At 71.5% G+C, this 18716-nt stretch carries 22 protein-coding genes; 17 read left to right on the forward strand and 5 right to left on the reverse strand.

Annotated elements, in window-relative coordinates:
* Positions 1–49: 49 nt before the first annotated feature.
* On the forward strand, positions 50–1237 hold the full coding sequence (locus DEJ25_RS09425) for an ROK family transcriptional regulator (RefSeq protein ID WP_111044517.1): 1188 nt from the start codon (positions 50–52) through the stop codon (positions 1235–1237).
* Positions 1238–1537: 300 nt separating this feature from the next.
* On the opposite strand, the gene DEJ25_RS09430 is transcribed toward DEJ25_RS09425, so the two are convergent.
* A complete protein-coding gene (locus DEJ25_RS09430) occupies positions 1538–2038 on the reverse strand; it encodes a MarR family winged helix-turn-helix transcriptional regulator (protein WP_111044518.1) in 501 nt (166 codons plus the stop codon).
* Between the two features lie 91 nt (positions 2039–2129).
* Here DEJ25_RS09430 and DEJ25_RS09435 point away from each other — a divergent pair, with 91 nt between their 5' ends.
* Positions 2130–3059, forward strand: a complete 930-nt coding sequence (locus DEJ25_RS09435) for an NADP-dependent oxidoreductase (protein ID WP_111044519.1) — start codon at positions 2130–2132, stop codon at positions 3057–3059.
* A 51-nt stretch (positions 3060–3110) separates the two neighbouring features.
* Here the strand turns inward: DEJ25_RS09435 and DEJ25_RS09440 are convergent, their stop codons facing one another.
* Entirely contained in the window at positions 3111–3878 is a 768-nt protein-coding gene (locus tag DEJ25_RS09440; protein ID WP_111044520.1) for a glycosyltransferase family 2 protein, read from the reverse strand.
* Positions 3879–4068: 190 nt separating this feature from the next.
* Between DEJ25_RS09440 and DEJ25_RS09445 the strand changes: the two genes are divergently transcribed.
* The 6 genes from DEJ25_RS09445 to DEJ25_RS17030 all read left to right on the forward strand — a co-directional run bounded on the left by DEJ25_RS09445 (position 4069) and on the right by DEJ25_RS17030 (position 7642).
* Positions 4069–4920, forward strand: coding sequence for a hypothetical protein (locus tag DEJ25_RS09445; protein ID WP_111044521.1), 852 nt, complete (start codon positions 4069–4071; stop codon positions 4918–4920).
* Positions 4917–5366, forward strand: a complete 450-nt coding sequence (locus DEJ25_RS09450; RefSeq protein ID WP_110904827.1) for a phage holin family protein — start codon at positions 4917–4919, stop codon at positions 5364–5366. Before DEJ25_RS09445 ends, DEJ25_RS09450 begins: the two co-directional genes overlap by 4 nt.
* Complete coding sequence (locus DEJ25_RS09455; RefSeq protein ID WP_309146535.1) at positions 5366–5971, forward strand: DUF3618 domain-containing protein; 606 nt, start codon at positions 5366–5368, stop codon at positions 5969–5971. Before DEJ25_RS09450 ends, DEJ25_RS09455 begins: the two co-directional genes overlap by 1 nt.
* Before the next feature lie 132 nt (positions 5972–6103).
* A complete protein-coding gene (locus tag DEJ25_RS09460) occupies positions 6104–6778 on the forward strand; it encodes an HAD family hydrolase (RefSeq protein WP_111044522.1) in 675 nt (224 codons plus the stop codon).
* Between the two features lie 49 nt (positions 6779–6827).
* The gene (locus DEJ25_RS09465) at positions 6828–7310 is read left to right on the forward strand and encodes a GNAT family N-acetyltransferase (protein ID WP_258366324.1); all 483 of its coding nucleotides are present in this window, start codon (positions 6828–6830) and stop codon (positions 7308–7310) included.
* A 14-nt stretch (positions 7311–7324) separates the two neighbouring features.
* Positions 7325–7642 (forward strand): hypothetical protein, encoded by a 318-nt coding sequence (locus DEJ25_RS17030; RefSeq protein WP_375334553.1) that lies wholly within the window; start codon positions 7325–7327, stop codon positions 7640–7642.
* A gap of 72 nt (positions 7643–7714) precedes the next feature.
* Here the strand turns inward: DEJ25_RS17030 and DEJ25_RS09475 are convergent, their stop codons facing one another.
* Positions 7715–8725, reverse strand: a complete 1011-nt coding sequence (locus tag DEJ25_RS09475; RefSeq protein WP_258366464.1) for a LacI family DNA-binding transcriptional regulator — start codon at positions 8723–8725, stop codon at positions 7715–7717.
* A gap of 245 nt (positions 8726–8970) precedes the next feature.
* Between DEJ25_RS09475 and DEJ25_RS09480 the strand changes: the two genes are divergently transcribed.
* Genes DEJ25_RS09480 through DEJ25_RS09495 form a run of 4 tightly spaced genes read left to right on the forward strand, consistent with a single transcriptional unit; the run spans position 8971 to position 13221 of the window.
* Complete coding sequence (locus tag DEJ25_RS09480; RefSeq protein ID WP_375334554.1) at positions 8971–9942, forward strand: nucleoside hydrolase; 972 nt, start codon at positions 8971–8973, stop codon at positions 9940–9942.
* A gap of 5 nt (positions 9943–9947) precedes the next feature.
* Positions 9948–11393, forward strand: coding sequence for an MFS transporter (locus DEJ25_RS09485; protein WP_111044524.1), 1446 nt, complete (start codon positions 9948–9950; stop codon positions 11391–11393).
* Positions 11390–12250 (forward strand): ribokinase, encoded by an 861-nt coding sequence (locus DEJ25_RS09490; protein ID WP_110904831.1) that lies wholly within the window; start codon positions 11390–11392, stop codon positions 12248–12250. The genes DEJ25_RS09485 and DEJ25_RS09490 overlap by 4 nt, the downstream gene beginning before the upstream one ends.
* A gap of 35 nt (positions 12251–12285) precedes the next feature.
* Positions 12286–13221, forward strand: a complete 936-nt coding sequence (locus DEJ25_RS09495) for a Ppx/GppA family phosphatase (protein WP_110904832.1) — start codon at positions 12286–12288, stop codon at positions 13219–13221.
* Between the two features lie 116 nt (positions 13222–13337).
* On the opposite strand, the gene DEJ25_RS09500 is transcribed toward DEJ25_RS09495, so the two are convergent.
* Positions 13338–13499 (reverse strand): aureocin A53 family class IId bacteriocin, encoded by a 162-nt coding sequence (locus DEJ25_RS09500; RefSeq protein WP_111044525.1) that lies wholly within the window; start codon positions 13497–13499, stop codon positions 13338–13340.
* Between the two features lie 304 nt (positions 13500–13803).
* Between DEJ25_RS09500 and DEJ25_RS16685 the strand changes: the two genes are divergently transcribed.
* The 5 genes from DEJ25_RS16685 to DEJ25_RS09520 are packed head-to-tail and all read left to right on the forward strand — an operon-like array spanning position 13804 to position 17583.
* Positions 13804–14484, forward strand: coding sequence for a hypothetical protein (locus DEJ25_RS16685; protein WP_181421683.1), 681 nt, complete (start codon positions 13804–13806; stop codon positions 14482–14484).
* Positions 14485–14534: 50 nt separating this feature from the next.
* Positions 14535–15359 (forward strand): ATP-binding cassette domain-containing protein, encoded by an 825-nt coding sequence (locus tag DEJ25_RS09505; protein WP_220033202.1) that lies wholly within the window; start codon positions 14535–14537, stop codon positions 15357–15359.
* Positions 15331–15828: a hypothetical protein gene (locus tag DEJ25_RS16405; RefSeq protein ID WP_146240646.1), complete on the forward strand. Its 498-nt coding sequence runs from the start codon at positions 15331–15333 to the stop codon at positions 15826–15828. The genes DEJ25_RS09505 and DEJ25_RS16405 overlap by 29 nt, the downstream gene beginning before the upstream one ends.
* A 58-nt stretch (positions 15829–15886) precedes the next feature.
* Positions 15887–17308 (forward strand): PH domain-containing protein, encoded by a 1422-nt coding sequence (locus DEJ25_RS09515; RefSeq protein ID WP_181427396.1) that lies wholly within the window; start codon positions 15887–15889, stop codon positions 17306–17308.
* Positions 17305–17583, forward strand: a complete 279-nt coding sequence (locus DEJ25_RS09520; RefSeq protein ID WP_110904837.1) for a hypothetical protein — start codon at positions 17305–17307, stop codon at positions 17581–17583. Before DEJ25_RS09515 ends, DEJ25_RS09520 begins: the two co-directional genes overlap by 4 nt.
* Positions 17584–18117: 534 nt before the next feature.
* Here the strand turns inward: DEJ25_RS09520 and DEJ25_RS09530 are convergent.
* Complete coding sequence (locus tag DEJ25_RS09530) at positions 18118–18660, reverse strand: antibiotic biosynthesis monooxygenase (protein ID WP_111044528.1); 543 nt, start codon at positions 18658–18660, stop codon at positions 18118–18120.
* Positions 18661–18716 lie beyond the last annotated feature (56 nt).

Consider the following 18716-nt stretch of genomic DNA (forward strand, 5'->3'; position numbering starts at 1 on the left):
AGCATCGCGCTGCCGCACTACGCTGGCGGGACGGACGATCGGAGCGGACATGTCGGAGGCGAGCACAGCCTCCCGTCCCGCGCGCACCACGGACGTCGTCCGGCGCCGCAACCTCGCCCGGGTCCTGCGACTCGTGCACGAGCGCGGACCGATGCCCCGCTCCGCACTCACCCGGGAGACCGGGCTGAACCGCTCCACGGTCGCCGCCCTCGTCGGCGAACTCGTCGACCTCGGCCTGGTCGTCGAGGGGGACGCGCCGCCCGCCACCGGCGTCGGACGTCCGAGTGCGACCGTCTCCGCGTCGGCCGAGGTCGTCGCCCTCGGGATCGTCCCCGAGATCGACGCCGTGACCCTGGCCGTCATCGGCCTCGACGGCACCGAACACGAGCGGCGGACGGTCCGGACCTCCTCGGTCTCGACACCGGACGAAGCGCTCGCCATCGCCACCGACCTGGTCGCGGCTGCGGCCGAGCGGCAATGGACCGCGGGTCGACGGGTCGTCGGCGTCGCGGTGTCGGTCCCCGGGATCGTCCGCGTCGGTGACGGTGTCGTCCGGTACGCCCCGCACCTCGCCTGGCGTGACGAGGCGTTCGCCGCACCGCTCGCCGAGCGCACCGGGCTGCCGGTCCGGGCCGCGAACGACGCGAACCTCGGTGTCACCGCGGAGTTCCTCTACGGTGCCGGGCGTGGGGCCACCGACGTCGTGTACGTCAACGGCGGTGCGAGTGGCATCGGTGGCGGGATCATCACCGGCGGCCGCCCTCTCGCCGGCGCTGCCGGGTACGCGGGGGAGCTCGGCCACACCTTCGTCGCGGCGAACGGGATCCGCTGCCACTGCGGCGCCGCCGGGTGCCTGGAGACCGAGGCCTCGCAGGCAGCGCTGCTCGACGCCGCCGGACTCGGGATCGACCAGGCCGACCGGCTCGGCGACGTCCTCGCCGACGGTCACCGGCCGGAGCTGGCGGCCGTCGTCGACCGGCAGGTCACCGCGCTCGCCGTCGCCATCCGCAACGTCGTGCACACCGTGAACCCGGACGTCGTCGTACTCGGCGGGTTCCTCGGCACGCTGTTGCGGCACGTCGGGTCCCGGCTCGAGGACGCCGTGCGGGCACAGACGATGACCGCGATGGGCGAGGACCTGCGGATCGTCCCGGCGGAGCTCGTCGGCAGTGTGCTCTTCCGCGGTGCGGCCGAGCTCGCGTTCGCGTCACTGCTGGCCGACCCGGCGGCGGGCTGAGCGCTCGGGCTGCGGTCCGTCGACGAGGCGGACGGGAGGCACGGTGGCGGCCGCTGACGCGGCCTCCCGTCCGGCACCTGGCCGAGTGGACTCGCGGACGCCCGCCGCAGTTCGGGTCAGGGGCGGGCGTCCACGGCCTGCGCGTGCCTCCGGGAGTGGCAGGCGCGAGTCGTCGCTCCACGAGGTCAGGGTCCCTCGCGTGCCTTCCGGCTGGGCGACTCGAGTGACGCTACGCCGTCCGGCTGGACGGTGTTCGATGTGGGCCGCGAGGCTCCTCGCGCCACGTTGCTGACCGTCGCGTCAGTCGGCCCGTCGACGGCGCGGAGCGGCGGAGCGGGGCGGCGCCTCGCGGAGACGCGTCCCGACCTGGTTCAGGATCCGTGCGAGCGACTCGACGTCCGCTTCGGACAGTGAGGCGAAGAGGAGTTCGCGCACGAGCGCGATGTGTCCCGGGAACACGGCGGACAGGACCTCGCGGCCCGCGTCGGTGATCGTGACGACGACGCGGCGCTCGTCTTCGGGCGACGGTGCCCTGGAGACGAGCCCGCGCTGGTCGAGCAGCTGCGCCTGGTAGGTCAGTCCACTCCGGCTGTAGACGACGCCGTCCGCCAGGTCGGTCATGCTCCGGCTGCCGCTCGGGTCGTCGCCGAGTCGGGCGAGCAACTGGAACTGCACGTAGCTGAGCGCTCCGACGTCCTTGAGTTGCTTCTCGACCGCGGGGCGGAGCAGTGCGCTGACCTCGGTGAACGAGAGGTAGGCGGTCAGTTGCGCGTCGGTGAGCGGGAGCGGTGTCTCGGTCATGGATCGATCCTACCCGTTGCTTCGAGTTCGAAGCAGTGGTACGTTCCTGGTAAGTGCTTCGAACTCGAAGCAACAACGAGAGGAAACGACCATGAAGGCAGTCCAGTTCCAGGAGATCGGCGGCCCCGAGGTGCTCCGGTACTTCGACGTCGCACAGCCCGTCCCGGCCGAGGGCGAGGTCCGGGTCCGGGTCGCCGCCTCGGCGTTCAGTGCCGCCGACGCCGGGATGCGCGCCGGGGCCCTCCCCATCCCGATCGTGCTGCCGCACGTCCCCGGCTACGACGTCTCCGGCACGGTGGACGCCGTGGGGGCTGGAGTCGAGGGGCTCACCGTCGGTGACACGGTCATCGGGTTCCTGCCCATGGAGCGGGACGGCGGCGCGGCCGAGTACGTCGTCGCTCCTGCCGACGTCCTCGTCCCCGCCCCGACGAGCATCCCGCTCGCCGACGCCGCCGCACTGCCCTCCGTCGCCCTGACGGCCTGGCAGGCGCTCGTCGACGACGGACGGCTGCAGGCCGGGCAGCGCCTGCTGGTCGTCGGCGCGGGCGGTGTGGTCGGCAAGTACGCGGTCCAGCTGGCGAAGCAGCTCGGCGCACACGTCGTCGCGACCGCCAGCCCCCGCAGTGCCGACGCCGTCTGGGCTGCGGGAGCGGACGAGGTCGTCGACCACACCACGACGGACCTGCTGGACGCCGTCACCGAACCGGTCGACGTGCTCCTCAACCTGGCCCCGCTCGACCCCGCGGAGTTCACCCGACTGGTCGCCCTGGTCGGTGACGGCGGCGCGGTCGTCAGCACCACCGCCTGGATGCCCGCCCCGGACGACGCATCACGTCGCGTGCGCTCCGCGGTCGTCTTCGTGCTGCCGAACCGCGACCGTCTGACACGCCTGGTGTCCCTGGTCGACGAGGGCTCGCTGCACGTGGAGGTCACGCGGCGCATCCCGCTCACCGCGCTGCCGGCCCTGCACGCCGAGGCCGCCGACGGGGCCATCGCCGGCAAGGTGGTCGTCCTGCCCTGAGGTGGGACGGACACGACGAGCCGCGTCAGCCGTCGGGTGTGGCGTCGACGGTCAGCGCGCCCGCCACCACGCCCGTACGTGGTCACGAGCCCGCCAGGCCACCCGGAGCCGTCGCGCCCACCGGCGTGAGGGTGAGGCGCGCCGACCGGTCACCCGGAAGGTGTGGAACGCGCGTCGTGCACGCAACAGTGCGGACGGGAGGCTCGAGAACGGTCGCGCGGACACCCCCACCGCGAGCACGGGATCGGCCAGCACCCGCCACGACGGGTCCAGCTGCATGCTGAGGTCGACGTCGTCGTGGACCTCCGGGTCGTCCCGGTGCACCCGGTCGCGGACGGCGAGCCATGCGGACCTGCGGATCGCTGTCGCGGACCCGAACAACGGTGGTCGAGCGAGTGCGCCGTGCATGAGGACGAAGTACGGCTGCATGTAGAGGACCGGCCAGGCGAGCCGGACGAGGGGCCCGGCGTCCACGGGCCGGCCCGGACCGGTGACCGCGACCACGGCGGGGTCCTCGAGCAGGTCGAGCGCGCTCGCGATCCAGTGCGGCGGCGGCACGGAGTCCGCATCGAGCCGGACGATCACGTCCCCTCGGGCCGTGTCGTAGCCGAGCGACGACGCACGGGCGATGCCGCGGACCGGTTCGACGCAGAGGACGGCGCCGGCGGCACGGGCCACGGCCGCGCTGTCGTCGGAGCTGCCGTTGTCGACGACGACGACCTCGTCCGGGAGCCGGGTCTGCACCGCCAGAGCCGTCAGGCACCGTCGAAGGTGCTCGGCGTCGTCGCGCACGGGGACCACGACCGAGACGGATGGCATGGCTCGAGCCAACCGGACGGTCGCTGTGAAGGAGGGGCATGTCGCTCCTCGACTGGCGTTCTGGGGAGGGTCGAGCGGGAATCCGCGCAGATCGGCGTTCCTGGAACCCGTCTCAGACTCTTCCGCGCAGGTTCGTGTCCAACGCAGCGGGTGCACCGCCCGCCGCGACGAGAAGACCGGAAGGCCGACCATGACCACGAACCCACCCGGGAACGACTCCGGGACGCCCATCCACGACGCCACGGCTGCCGCCGAGGGTCACGAGATCCACCCCGGCGTCACGGTCCCGTCCTACGCGAGCGGTACCCCCGTCGCGCGCCCCACCGGATTCGACGACCTCGAACCGCTGGACGCCATCCCCGCCGACGAGCAGCTGCCCGCGGGCACCGTCCCCGCCGGCAGCCTGACCGCGACCGGTACCGGCAGCGGCGTCAGCAGCACCGGCTCCGACGACAGCTCGAGCGGTGGCAAGGCCGACGCCGCGAAGGGTGCCGCCTCCGACGTCGCCGGCGACGCCAAGGAGAAGGCCGCGAACGTCGCGGGCACCGCCAAGGAGCAGGCCGCGAACGTCGCCTCCGAGGTGTCGGACCACGCACGCCAGCTCTACGGGCAGGCGTCCAGCACCCTCAAGGACCAGGCTGCCGACCAGCAGCAGCGCGCCGCCGGCGGACTCCGCACGATCGGTGAGCAGCTCGGCAAGATGGCCGAGAACGACGACGAGCAGGGCCTGGCCTCGAAGGTCGTCCGCGACCTGTCGAACCGTGCCGGTTCCTTCGCCGGGTACCTCGAAGGCCGTGACCCGGGTTCGCTCGTCGACGACGTGAAGTCGTTCGCAGCGCGCCGTCCGGGCACCTTCATCGCGATCGCCGCCGGTGCGGGCATCCTCGCCGGCCGTCTCGCCAAGGCGCTGACGACCGAGATCAAGCACGAGAAGGAAGCCGAGGCGACCGGGACGACCGGGACCTCCGACCTCGGCTCGACGGGCGTCACCGGCACGAGCACCACGGGTACCGGCACCGCCGGGACGGGGCCGCTCGTATGACCGATCCGTTCCCCGGCGCGACCGGTCGGACGGTGCCCGGGCAGCCGAGCGCGGAGGAGCGTGCTGCATCGACGCCCCTCGGCGAACTCCTCTCCGAGGTGTCCCGTGACCTCTCGACCCTCTTCCGGCAGGAGGTCGCGCTCGCCAAGGCAGAGCTGACCGACTCCGCGAAGAAGGCGGGCAAGGGCGCCGGCATGTTCGGCGGCGCCGGGGTCACCGGGCTGTTCGCTCTGCTGTTCCTGTCGATCGCCGCATGGTGGGGCCTCGGCTACCTCATCGGCAACGCCTGGTCCGCCGTGGTCATCGCCGTCATCTACGCCATCGCCGCAGCGATCCTCGCCTCCCGCGGGCGCAAGGAGATCAAGCAGATCAACGGTGCGCCGCAGACGGTCGCGACCGTCAAGGAAGTCCCCGAGACACTCAAGCCCAACAACGGGAGGAACTGATGAGTACCCCAGACGAGATCCGCGCCGACATCGAGCGCACCCGCGGCGAACTCGGTTCGGACGTCGACGCCCTGGCCGACAAGGTCAACCCGTCGTCGATCGCCCACCGCCAGACCGAGAAGGTCAAGGGCCGGTTCCAGGACGCCCGCGACTCCGTGATGGGCGCGGCGGGCAGCGCACGCGACTCCGTCATGGGCGCGGCCGGCTCGGCTCGCTCCAGCGTCTCCGGCTCCACGTCGAACGCGACCGGTTCCGCCAAGGACGCCGCCTCGCGCGGTGTCGAGAAGGCGAAGGGCAACCCGCTCGCCGTGGGCCTCATCGCCTTCGGTGTCGGCTGGCTCGCGTCGTCGCTCCTGCCCTCCTCCACCAAGGAAGAGGAACTCGCGGGCGACCTCAAGGACAAGGCCGCACCGCTCCTGGACAAGGCGAAGGAGCAGGCCAAGGACGCCAGCGGCCCGCTCGTCGACGCCGCCAAGGAGCACGCGCAGGACCTCAAGGGCACCGCGCAGGACGCCGCCCAGACGGTCAAGGACGAGGCGCAGGGCGCCGCGTCCGACGTGAAGGACAACGCGCAGTCGTCGGCGGACGACGTCCGCAGCGCCTGACACGTCACCACCTGACGGACGGGAGGCCCGGGACCAGACGGTCCCGGGCCTCCCGTCCGTCGTCCGGCGCGTCCACCGCGCCCGGGGGCCCACCTGAGGCGACGGTCGCCGCCGACGGAGCAGGGTGGAGGCATGTCCGACACCTCCACCACCGCCGTCCTCTTCGACATCGACGGCACCCTGGCCGACTCCAACTACGCCCACATCGACGCTTGGTGGCGGGCCTTCCGCGCGGCGGGCGAGTCCGTGGACGCCTGGCGGATCCACCGGGCGATCGGGATGGACTCGTCGAAGCTCCTGGAGTCGCTGCTGCCGGACGCCTCGGACGAGGTCCGTGACACCGCGAAGCAGTTCCACACCGCCTACTACTCCGAGCACATGCCGCAGCTGCGGCTGCTGCCCGGTGCGCGTGACCTGCTCGAGGCGGTCGCCGGCCGCGGGCACGCCGTGGTGCTCGCGACGAGCGCCCCGCAGAACGAACTCGACCGGCTGCTGGAACTCCTGGACGCCGACCGCTGGATCACCGCGGTGACGAGCGGCGAGGACGTCGAGCAGGCGAAGCCAGACCCCGGGATCATCGAGGTCGCCCTGCAGAAGGTGGGCGTGGACCCCGAGCGTGCCGTCATGATCGGCGACGCGATGTGGGACGTCGAGGCGTCTGGTCGCGTCGGGGTGACCTGCATCGGCGTGATGACCGGCGGCATCGGCGGGGACGAGCTGCGCGGTGCCGGCGCCGCGGCCGTGTACGACGACGCTGCGGCCCTGCTCGAGGACCTCGACGGCAGCCCGATCGGCTCGCTCTCCTGACGCGACCCGTGCACACGCGTCCGCCCGTCGCGTGTCAGGATGGACGATCGTGATCACCATCGAACGCGTGCCCTGGGAAGACCCGCGCGGAGTCGCACTCCGCGCGACCATGGACGAGGAGATGCACGAGCGGTACGGCGACTCCAACCCCGGTGAGGCTCCCGAGGTCACCGCGGAGCGCAACCGCGTGCTGTCGGTCGACCCGTCCACCGTCGTGACGTCCCTGCTCGCCGTCGACGACGACGGGACCGTCCTCGGGCACATCGCCGTCCGCCGACTCGGAGACGAGATCGAGTTGAAGCGCCTCATCGTCCTGGCGGCCGCCCGGGGCAAGGGTGCCGCTACCGCGCTCCTCGACGAGTGCGCCCGCGTGGGCCGCGAGCAGGGGGCCACGCGTCTGGTCCTGCAGACCGGCGACAAGCAGCCCGAGGCCGTGGCGCTGTACGAGAAGACCGGGTGGGACCGCATCGACGTGTACGAGCCGTACGCCGAGACGATGCCCTGGTCGTACTGCTTCGCGAAGGCGATCTGAAGCTGCCGCAGGCCGTGCAGGCCGTGCAGGCCGTGCAGGACGGCATCGTCAACGCGTACGCCGACTCGCTGTCGCCGGTGTTCTGGTACCTGCTGCCGTTCATCGCCGCCGCGCTCGTGCTCGCGCTCTTCATCCCGCAGCTACGGCTGGCGGACGTGGCCGGGATGGTCGCCCGCGGCGAGGCGGTCGGCGGCGACGAGGCGGACGCGCTCGAGCGAGCGCGTCGCGACGGTGCGGTGCGGGGTGACGTGCCGGCCGGGTCCGAGCCCGAGTCGCCCGAGCGGGTCGGCTCGCAGACCGGATCGGTCTCGACGACCCGGCACGACGAGTAGACGCGACCGACGGTCGGACGGGAGGCTCCCCACCAGCTGGTGGGGAGCCTCCCGTCCGACGTCTGCTCGGTCTCAGGCCCCGGTGCTCGCGCGGGGGACCAGGCGGGTGGGCAGCGCCGGGTCCGGGGCGCCGACGCCGTCGAGTGCAGCGAGGAGCCGGAGCGCCGCCGCTCGCCCGAGTTCCGCACCGGGGAGGGCGACGCTCGTCAGGCTGGGCGCGGTGACCGAGGACGAGGGCAGGTCGTCGAACCCGGCGACCGCCAGGGTCGCCGGGACGGCGATGCCGCGCTCGGCGGCGACCCGGAGGACCCCGTACGCCAGTGTGTCGGCGGCTGCGACGACGGCCGTGACCCCGTCAGCGAGCCACGCGTCGACGACCTGCCCGACGACGGTCGCGGCGGCGTCGATCGTCAGGTCCGCCTGTGCTGTCACGGGCGACGTCGTGATGCCGGCGGTGGCGGTCGCCTGCTCGAACAGCGTGCGGCGGACCGCGAACGTCGTCGCGCGTGAGGTCCCGTCGAGGTAGGCGACCCGGCGGTGTCCGGCCGCGGCGAGGTGGGCGACCAGCGCCTCCACCCCGGCGGTGAGGTCGTAGTTGACCGCACCGGGGCCGCCCGGTGCGTCGAGCAGGACGACGGGGACGCTCGCGGACATCGATGCGCTCTCGGCCGGTGCGTCGACCAGGATCCCGGCGGGGCGGAGCCGCTCGAAGCGGCGGACGTCGGCGTCCACCGGCTGCGCGCCGCGCTCGGTGACGGACAGCACGAGCTGGAAGCGGTCACCGACGGTGTCCCGGACGCCGCGGATGACCTCGGCGAAGAACGGGTTCGACAGGTCGGGTGCGATGAGCACCACGAGGTCGCCGCTGCCGCGCGCCAGGGAGCTCGCCGCGTGGTCCACGACGTAGCCGAGCTGCTCGACGGCGTCCCGGACCCGGTCGGCGATCGGTGTCGAGACCCGCCCGCGGTCCTTGCCGTTGACGACGAGGGACACCGTGGCGATGCTCGTGCCGGCACGTTCGGCCACCATCGCGGCGGTCACCCGGCCGGACGGAGCGGGGCGTCTGCGCGGGGACGAGGGCACGCGTCGATGCTAGCGACGGTGGGAACGCGAGATCCGCACGACTTGACGTCAAGCGCTTGATGCGCTGAGATGTCAAACGCTTGACGCGGCGTGCATGGCGCGTCAGGCCCCGACCTCCTGCCGGCCGGCCCGACCCCTGGGCCGACGGCTCCCCGACGAAGTGGAGCAGCCTCGTGACCGACGCCCCCCGCACCCCCGCGAAGATCATCCTCGACTGCGACCCCGGCCACGACGACGCCGTCGCGATGCTGCTCGCCCATGGCAACCCGGACGTCGAACTGCTCGCCGTGACCACCGTCGTCGGGAACCAGACCCTGCCGAAGGTCACCCGGAACGCGCTCGCCGTGGCCCGGATCGCGGGGATCACCGGCGTGCCCTTCGCCGCCGGCGCCGCTCGACCGCTGCTCCGCCAGGTCGAGGTCGCCCCCGAGATCCACGGCGAGAGCGGCCTCGACGGACCCGTCCTGCCAGAGCCGTCCTTCGAGCTCGACGAGCGGCACGCGGTCGACCTGATCATCGACACCGTGATGGCGCACGAGCCGGGGACCGTCACGATCGTGCCGACCGCCGGCCTGACGAACATCGCGCTCGCCGTCCGCAAGGAGCCCCGCATCGTCGAGCGCGTCAAGCAGGTCGTGCTGATGGGCGGCGGTGTCCACGTCGGCAACTGGAGCCCGGTCGCCGAGTTCAACATCGTCATCGACCCCGAGGCCGCGTCGATCGTCTTCGACGCCGGGTGGGAGGTCGTCATGGTCGGACTCGACCTCACCCACCAGGCGCTCGCCACCCCCGAGGTCGCCGCCCGCATCGCCGCCGTCGGCACCGGACCCGCCGCGTTCGTGGGGGAGCTCCTCGACTTCTTCGGCAAGGCGTACCAGGACGTCCAGGGCTTCGACGCCCCGCCGGTGCACGACCCGTGCGCCGTCGCGTACGTCATCGACCCGACGATCGTGCGCGCCGTGAAGGTCCCGATCCGCGTCGAGACCCAGGGCACGCTGACCCTCGGCATGACCGTCGCCGACTTCCGTTCCCCGGCGCCGGAGGACTGCCGCACCAGCGCCGCGATGGAGCTCGACCACGGCCGGTTCTGGGACCTGGTGATCGACGCCCTCGAGCGCATCGGCGAGACGCCCGACACCGGTTGGACGCCCCGTGCGGCGGCGGACGGGCTCGACGCGGGCCTGACCACGCAGCCGAGCGCCACGTCGGAGGTCTGAGCGCGATGAGCACCCCCTCGACGACGAAGTCGATGCCGGCGAAGTCGATCGGCGCGCTCACCGCAGCGCTCCTCGCCGCGTGCATCGCGTTCCAGCTCAACGCCAGCATGCTCAGCCCCGCGCTGGTCACGATGGCACGCGAGCTCCGGACCGACGACGCGACGATCGGTCTCTCGCAGACGCTGTACTTCACGCTCGCCGCGCTGTTCTCCCTGTTCCTGCCCCGGCTGTCGGACATCGTCGGGCGCAAGCGCGTGCTGGTCGGGATGCTCGCGGTGATGGTCGTCGGCAGTGTCGTCGCCGCCCTCGCGCTGAACGTGCCGATGCTCTTCACCGGCCGGATCATCCAGGGCGTGACGGGCCCGGTCGTCCCGATCAGCCTGCTCGTGCTGCGCAACGAGATCCGGGACCCGAAGCGTTACGGCGCCGCCCTCGGGCTGCTCACCGCGGTGAACGGCGGCATCGCCGGCATCGACGCCCTCGCCGGCGGCTGGATCGCGACCCACTTCGGCTTCCGCGGCATCTTCTGGGTCATCGCCGTCGTCACCGTGATCGCCCTGGCACTCGTCACCATCTGGGGCGTGGAGTCGAAGCCGTCCGAGGGCACCCGGATGGACTGGGTCGGCGTCGTCCCGCTCGTGGTCTCGGTCGGCGCGCTGCTGACCGCGTTCAACGAGGCGGGCAAGCTCGGCGACGCGGACCCGGCGGTCGTCATCGGCGGCATCGTCCTGGCCCTCGTCGCCTTCGCCGTGTTCTGGACGGTCGAGTCGCGGGTGCGGGAACCGCTCGTGGAGACCCGGTTCCTCCGACGTCGGGCCACGTGGGCGCTCCTCGCCACCACGTTCCTCACCATGACCGGCGTGTTCGCCGTGGTGAACGGGCTCGTCACCTCGCTCGCCCAGAACGGGGACGCGGGCTTCGGGATGGAGGCCGACCTCGCCTCCCTCGTGTTCCTCACGCCGTACGCGCTGGTCGGCTGGATCGTCGGGCCGTTCGCCGGTCGGCTCGCCCCGACGCTGGGCTACCGGGCCGTCCTGCGCGTCGGGCTGGTCGGCAGCATCGTCGCGACCATCCTGATGGCGATCGTCGGCGTGCACTCGTTGCCCGTACTCGTCGTCGCGACCGTGCTCATCGGCATCACGTACGCCGGCATCGCGAACATCATCCTCAACGGCCTGGGCATCGTGCTGTCGCCGGACTCGAACCCCGGGTTCCTGCCCGGACTCAACGCCGGCGCGTTCAACCTCGGCGCCGGCGTCAGCTTCGCCGTGCTGCCCGCGCTGCAGATCGCGCTCGGGGTCGGCGGTTCCTCGGGCACCGCCGGGTACTCCGGTGGGATGCTGCTCGGAGCCGTGATCACGACCGCTGCCCTGGCGACCTCGTTCCTCATCCCCCGTCCCGAGGGTGCCGAGACCACGGCCGCCACCCCGCAGAAGGAGACCGTCCGATGACCGACACCATCGTGATCGTCGGGTCGCTGAACGCGGACCTCGTCGTCCGCACCGAGCGCTTCCCGCAGCCGGGGGAGACCCTGCACGGGTCCGACCTGGCGATCCTGCCCGGGGGCAAGTCCGCCAACCAGGCCGTCGCGGCCGGGAGGCTCGGGGGAACCGTCCGCATGGTCGGCGCGGTCGGCGACGACGGCAACGGCACACTGCTCCGCGACTCCGTCGCGGCCTCGGGTGCGGACACCAGGGACGTCGTCGTCCGGCCGGGGACGGCCACCGGCACCGCCGTCATCACGGTCGACGGCCGCGGCGAGAACACCATCGTCATCTCCGGCGGCGCCAACGCCACGTTCTCGGCCGAGGACCTGCCCGCCGACCTCTTCCGGGACGCCGCCGTCCTCGGGCTGTGCCTCGAGGTCCCGATGGAGGCTGTGCTCGCCGCCGCCCGTGCCGCACACGCTGCCGGGGTGGCCGTGCTGACGAACCTGTCCCCGTTCGGCGACGTCCCACCGGAGCTCCTCGACCTGACCGACGTCCTGCTCGTCAACGAGCACGAAGCCGCCGCCCTCGGGGACCACGGCGTCGCCCGGTCGATCGTCACCCGTGGCGGCGACGGCTCGGTCGTGCACGACGGGGACGCCGCGCCGGTCGAGGTCCCCGCTGTCCCCGTCGACGCGGTCGACACCACGGGGTGTGGGGACGCCTTCATGGGGGCGGTCGCACTCCGGCTCGCCGCGGGGGACGCGCTCGTCGAGGCCGCGCGCTTCGCAGCCGGTGTCGGTGCGTACGCGGCGACCGGTGTCGGCGCACAGGCGTCCTACCCGACCACCGCGCAGCTGGAGGCGTTCCTCGGGACGTGATCCGGGGCCTCCCGCCCGACCACTAGCGTGGGCGCATGCGCGTCGGAGTCCTCGACATCGGTTCCAACACCGGTCACCTGCTCGTCGTCGACGCCCACGGCGGCGCAGCCCCGCTGCCCGCGTCGTCGTTCAAGCGACCACTGCGACTCGCGGAGCACCTGGACGACCGGGGTGCGGTGACGCCGGTGGGCATCGACGCGTTGACGGACTTCGTGGCCGAGTCCGTCCGTGTCGCCGAGGACCGCGGCTGTGAGGACATGCTCGGGTTCGCGACCTCCGCGGTACGTGACGCCGTGAACTCCGAAGCGGTCCTGGCACACGTGCAGGAGCAGACCGGTGTCGAACTCGCCGTGCTCTCCGGGTCGGACGAGGCCCGCCTGACGTTCCTGGCCGTGCGCCGCTGGTTCGGCTGGTCCGCCGGCCGTCTCGCGGTCTTCGACATCGGCGGCGGGTCACTCGAGATCGCCGGCGGCGCGGACGAGGCGCCCGACGTCGCCTGGTCGATGCCGATCGGTGCCGCGCGGCTGGCCCGCACGTACTTCGCGGCCGGCACCCCCAGCCAGGACGAGCTGCGTCGGGTCCGGCACGAGGTCCGCATCGAGATCGCCCGCGAAGCGGGGCGGCTCCTGCGGTCCGGAGCTCCGGACCGTGCGGTCGCGACCTCGAAGACGTTCCGCTCCATCGCCCGGATCTGCGGCGCAGCGCCGTCTGCCGCAGGGCCGCTCGTGCCCCGGCTGCTCGACGGTGCGGTGCTCCGCGACCGGCTGCCGTCGCTCCTGACCATGTCGGTCGACGAGCTCGGGACGCTGCCCGGGGTCTCGCCGAGCCGGGCGCACCAGGTCGTGCCGGGGGCGCTCGTCGCCGAGGCCTGCCTGGACATCTTCGACCTGCCCGCGCTGGAGATCTGCCCGTGGGCGTTGCGCGAGGGCGTGATCCTCGAGCGGCTGGACCAGCTGTCGGTCCTCGGCTGACCGCTCCGGGTGGCAGCTGACGTCTGTCTCCCCTCACGAACGAGGCCAGCGCCTGCGCTCGGTTCCCCGAACGCAGGCGCTGGCCGGCTCCGCAACAGGCGGGCCTCGCCGTCCTGCTAGCGGATGCCGAGGATCTGCTTGATCTTCGACACGATCCAGTCGATCGCCTGTCTGATGTTGATCCAGTTCAGGACCTGCTGGACGTGGGCCTTCGCCCATGCGACGGCCCGCGCTCCGTACCTCGCCAGCAGCTGGAGGATCCGTGCGAACACAGCCATGGCTGTGCCCCCCTTCGATTCGTTTTTCGCTTCATCCGGGTCCCCGCGTGCACGCGTCTCCCCGACCGCAGTCGGTGCGGTGAGCACGACCGTGGCAGGTTGGCGCGCTCGAAGTCAAATACAGGATTCTGATAGGTGGCGTGAGCAATACACGTCGCGCGAAATCGGCTACGTTGTGTCCATCCCGGATCTCCCGGGCGGCGGAGACCGGAATTCGAGGGTGGGAACGATGACACGGCGGGCGACCTACGCGGCGACCAGATCCAAATGGTCGCGATCGTGGCGAGGCGAGGGGTACCGGCTCGTGAGCCTGCGTTCCCAGATGGCTCTGCTGGCGATCGCCGTCCTGGGAGCGCTCGCACTCGGCGCGGGGCAGGTCCTCGTCCTCGCACCGGCCGCGGCATCGGCGACGGTCGTGCGAGCAGCTGTGTCGGGCGCAGAGGTCAGCCCGTTCTTCCTGGGACTCGCGGCAGCGCTCTTCACCGCGGCTGATCTGTCATCCCGTCAGTTCGCACTGACACTCCTGCAGATGAACGATCGCACGCTCGTCTTCGTCGCGAAGACTGCGGTGCTGGCCACCGCAGGAGTGCTCACAGGGCTCGCCGTGGTGATGTTGCTCGTGCCGCTCGCGGCCTCTCGCACAGACGACGTCCTGCGTGCATCGCCGCTTGCGTGGCTGGCGCTCCCGGCCCTGCATCTCCTGTTCGTCTTGCTCGGCGCCGGGATCGGCATGCTCATGCGATCGCCCGTCCCCGCAGTGTTCGTCTACTTGGCCGTCGTCTGGGCGCTGCCGCTCCTCGTGGCGATCGCTGGGATATGGGCACCGAGTATCAGCGTCTCGGTCCTGCAGTTCGCGCCGGTGACGCTCACTGCTGCGCTGTTGGAGCCCTCGACGCAAGGGACCGCCGTCCTCCGATTCGTGGGACTGGACACCGCTCTCCTCATCGCCGGTCTGGTCAGTATCCGACGGTGGGGCATCCGATGAACCCCATCGTCCGACTCATCGGCGTCCGTCAAGGGTTCGGGGGGCACCAGGTGCTCACGGACCTCGACCTCGAAGTCCGCCCTGGCGAGGTACTTGGACTGCTCGGCGCGAATGGCTCCGGGAAGAGCACCCTCCTCCGGATCGTCGCTGGTATCGACACGGCGCAAGCTGGCGTCGTCGAATTCGGAGATGCCACGGACGGTCCTCTGCGGATCGGCGCGCTCCTCGACCCGGCGTGGCTTGACGACAGGCTCACGTGTCGTCAACACCTGGTGATCGCACACCTGTACTCCCGCGGTCGAGTACGCCGCGGTTCTGTGCAGGCGGCGCTGGCAACCGTCGGGCTCAGCGATGCGGAGCGCCGATGCGTGAAGCACCTCTCGCTCGGGATGCGTCAGCGGCTCGCGCTCGCCCTGGCGCTGGTCGATGAGCCGGACGTCCTGGTGCTGGACGAGCCGCTCAACGGTCTCGATCCCGACGGGGTGCTCTGGATGCGCGAACTCCTCCGGGGCTTCGCCAGTTCCGGACGAGCCGTGCTGCTCTCCTCGCATCTCATGGCTGAGATGGAGCGGATCGCCACCCGCGTGGTGCTCCTGACGAACGGTTCTCTGTCCCCACTCGACGGCCGGAGTCCGGCGCGGAACTCGGTCCGGCTCCGCGCGGAGTCGCGGGCTGGGGAACTCGTCCGCGCCTTGACGGCAGCCGGAGCCGACGTGGTCGTCACCGCCGACAGTTCGATCCTGGTGCGAGGGATGGAGCCAGCGCGGGTGTTCCGGACGGCGTTGTCCTCCGGGGCGGTGCTGTCGCACCTCGTCTCCGAAGCCCAGACCCTCGAAGAGCAGTACCGTGACGCGACATCGAACCGCCGGCGGTGAACGGCGCGGAGGTTTCGAGGCCCGTGAGTCGCTGCGAGCGGCGGAGGTCGCAGCCAGGATGGTCGGTCGGATCGAAGCCTGGGCGGGAGGCATCATCGTCGCCGGAGGAGCGATCCTCTGCACGGTCTGGGCATCCGGGGCGTGGCGAACGTGTTGCTGGGTGGTGGCTGCACTTGCTCTGCTCAGTGCGGTCATCGAGTCTGTGCTCGTCATCCCGGTCGCAGTCCGTAACTTCCGTGTCGAGATCGTTCCGGGGGGCGTGCTCGTGTACCGGGGAGCAGTGTTCCGCTCAGTGGATCACATCCCCGGATCGAAGATCACGCTGGTCCGCCGTCAAGCGGGTCCGCTCCTGCAGCACCTCTGCGTCGCCAAGTGCGTGCTGTTCACCCCAGCGCGGGAAGTCTCGCTCCTGCCCATGTCGGACATGGACGTCGAGCGCCTGATGCAACTCGGGGCTGACGATGTCTGATCGTGTTCCACTTCGTCGTCTCCACCCGCGTTCCCTGCTCGTCCGGGCCGCGGTCGTGATGCGATCCGCTTGGCTGGTGGTCGGGTTCGGCGTGACGCTGACGGCGGCGCTCCCATCTGCCTGGGACACGGTGCTCTTGGTCGTCTTGGTCTACTACGGCTACACGCGGCTGGTGCAGGTCTTCTCCGGCTGGTGCACCGTGCGGTACGCGGCGAACAGGCGCGGCATCACGGTCCTCCGAGGACTCGTCGGCCGCGAGGAGAAGCGCCTCCCGTGGCGGTCCGTCGTCAGCGTGACCGTCGGTCAGACACTGGTGCAGCGCACCTTCGGTGTCGCGGATCTCCGGATCACACTGCGGGCATCGGAGATGGCGTCCGTCACGATCCAGGACCTCCTGACCGGCGAGGCTGCGCGCCTCGTGCGGCTCCACGGTCAGAGCCGGGCGGAGCGGGCCACCCCAGGTCTGCTCGACCCCGGACAGGTACTCGACGTCGCGCCGATCTTGGAGTCCGAGCCAGGACGGGTCGTGACTCCACCTCTCCGACCGTCCGATTTCGTGCTCATCGGGGTCTGCACCGGCGCATTCGTCTTCTTCCTGCCGAGCGTCTACTCCGCCGCATCCGAGATCCTGCCCTGGTTCGGTCTCTCCAGAACGGTGTTGCCATCCGTGCGTGAGATCGCTCGGCTCGATCCTGAGGTGTCCGGCCTTGCCGTCGGGATCGTTGCCGTCGGGAGCCTGGTCTACGGGTCCACCGTCGCGTGGGTCCGGTACCGAGGCTTCTCAGTGACGTGCAGTCCGAGCGGTGAGTTGGTCTTCGCCGCGGGGCTGGCGCAGAGGGAGCAGCGTGTCGTCGTGTCGGAGGACGTTGCAGCGTACGAGTTCCGAAGACCCGTGTTGATGCTTCTCGGGAACCGCGTCGTCCTCCGTGCCGTCGTTCGAGGAGGCAGCGGGCTCGTGACCCGGAACCTCTTGCTGCCATTGACCCGCATGCCGCAAGCCGTCGAGATGCTCCGCTTCCTCACCGGTCTGCCGTCCGCTGATCTGGTCGACGGGTCTCGTCGAACTCGAGCCCTGCCCGTCGTGCTGGTCGCCGTCGCGGGGAGTTTGCTCCTCGCCACCGTCGTGTCTGTGACCCTGGCTCCGCTCGCGCTGGTTGCTGTGGCCGCGGCGTTCCTCCTGCTCCGAGCGGCAGACAGCCACATCGGTCACATCCGGGTCGCAACCAGTGCGTCCGGCGGCCGGTGGGTCATCGCACAGCGGGGGACGCTGTTCCGATCCGTGTGGGTGGTCAGGGCGGACTCGGTCGACGTGTCCCGGTGGGTCGGGTTCTCCAGGCAGCGCGGCACGCAGACCGTGACACTCCGCGGGCGGCACACCGTTCGACTCACCGTGTGGCCCGCATCCGCTCGTCTCGCAGCTCTGCTGCGTCGGGAGTTGGACTCGTCGACGCCGCTCACTCTGGAAAGGAATCCTCGATGACCGACCTCCTCATCGCACTGTGTGTCGCCGCGTTCTTCGGAGCAGCCTGGTCCGCCGGCCGGTTCCTGCCGAATGTCGTTGCCGCCTGCTTCCCGGTTGCGGTCCTGACGGCCGTGATCATCGTCGCGGCCACCGGTGGTCTGGGCACAGTCCGCGACTGGTTGATGGCAGGGGTGGTGATCTGCATCACCGCGATCATCACCTCGGCTGGCCGTGGCCGTGGCCGTGGCCGTGGCTCGCGGCGGCGACGGAACCGCCCGACGGCAGGATCCTGAGGAAGTGGTCGTTGCGCGAGCCGCGTGCCGCTGCTGTCCGACAAGAGCAGACAGTACCTGTGCGCCTGAGCAAGTCCTCGTGCCACATCGACCACCGTCCCAGAACGGTGCACCACGGTTGCTGGGCGGCGGCGACCACGATCAGCGCGGGCACCCCGCCGCGCCACGTCGCCTTCATGTCGCTGCGGTCCTCGGACCGGGCGAGCAATGCCGCCGCGCCCACCCGGACCTCCACCGCGGACACCGGCGCGTTCCCGCCGGAGCTGCGGCTGCCCGGAGACGCCGTGCCCTGGGCGCAGCACGTGCTCGCCGCACCGATCGAAGACCCGGAGTCGATCGACGTGACCGCGGGCTGGGCCGCACTCCGGCAGACCCACGACGCCACCTCCGCCCCGCTCGCCACCCGCGCTGCCGCTTCCGGCGCGGCCCGCTGGCCCTGTGCCCCCGCAAGACGCCACCCCCGCGAAACGCAACGTCGGCGAGGGCGCGCGAGGGTACTGCGTTGCGGGCAGCCGTCGACGTTGCGTTTCGCGATCAGGGACGGCGGGGTGGGGCCAGCAGCCAGGGGCGGATGAGCTTCGTCACGAAGGGCAGCACCCAGAACGTCATGACCGGTGTGAGCACCAGCGTCGTGACGAGCACCCTGGGCAGCGCCGCCAGGCCCGCGAACGACGGCAGCAGCCACCCGACCAGGACCGTGAACACCAGGTTGACCGGGAAGAACCCGAGCCAGATGCTGACGGCCTGCTTCCACCGCGGCGGCGCGCTCGACGCCGGGGCGTCCTGCGGCACGTCGAACCACCCCTCGATGCCGGTGCGCTTCTCGACACGGGACTCCACGACCAGGTCCCGACCGAGGTCCAGCCAGCGCAGGCGGTCGTCCGAGACCTCCCACGTGGACAGGGAGTCGTGGTCCGCGAACCGGTAGAGCATGTGCCACTCGCGGGACCGCGCCGTGGACCGGACCCAGCCGGAGCCGAGGAAGCCCGGGTACCGGTTGGCCAGGTTCACGCCCGACTGCACCCACAGCGTGACCTCGGGGATGCGCTCCGGTTCGACGAGGCGGGTGATGGACACGGTGACGGGTGGGCCGGTGACCCCGGGTGGAGACTGGGCCCCCGTCGCCGGTTCCT

The organism is Curtobacterium sp. MCPF17_011, from assembly GCF_003234145.1.
Classification (GTDB): domain Bacteria; phylum Actinomycetota; class Actinomycetes; order Actinomycetales; family Microbacteriaceae; genus Curtobacterium.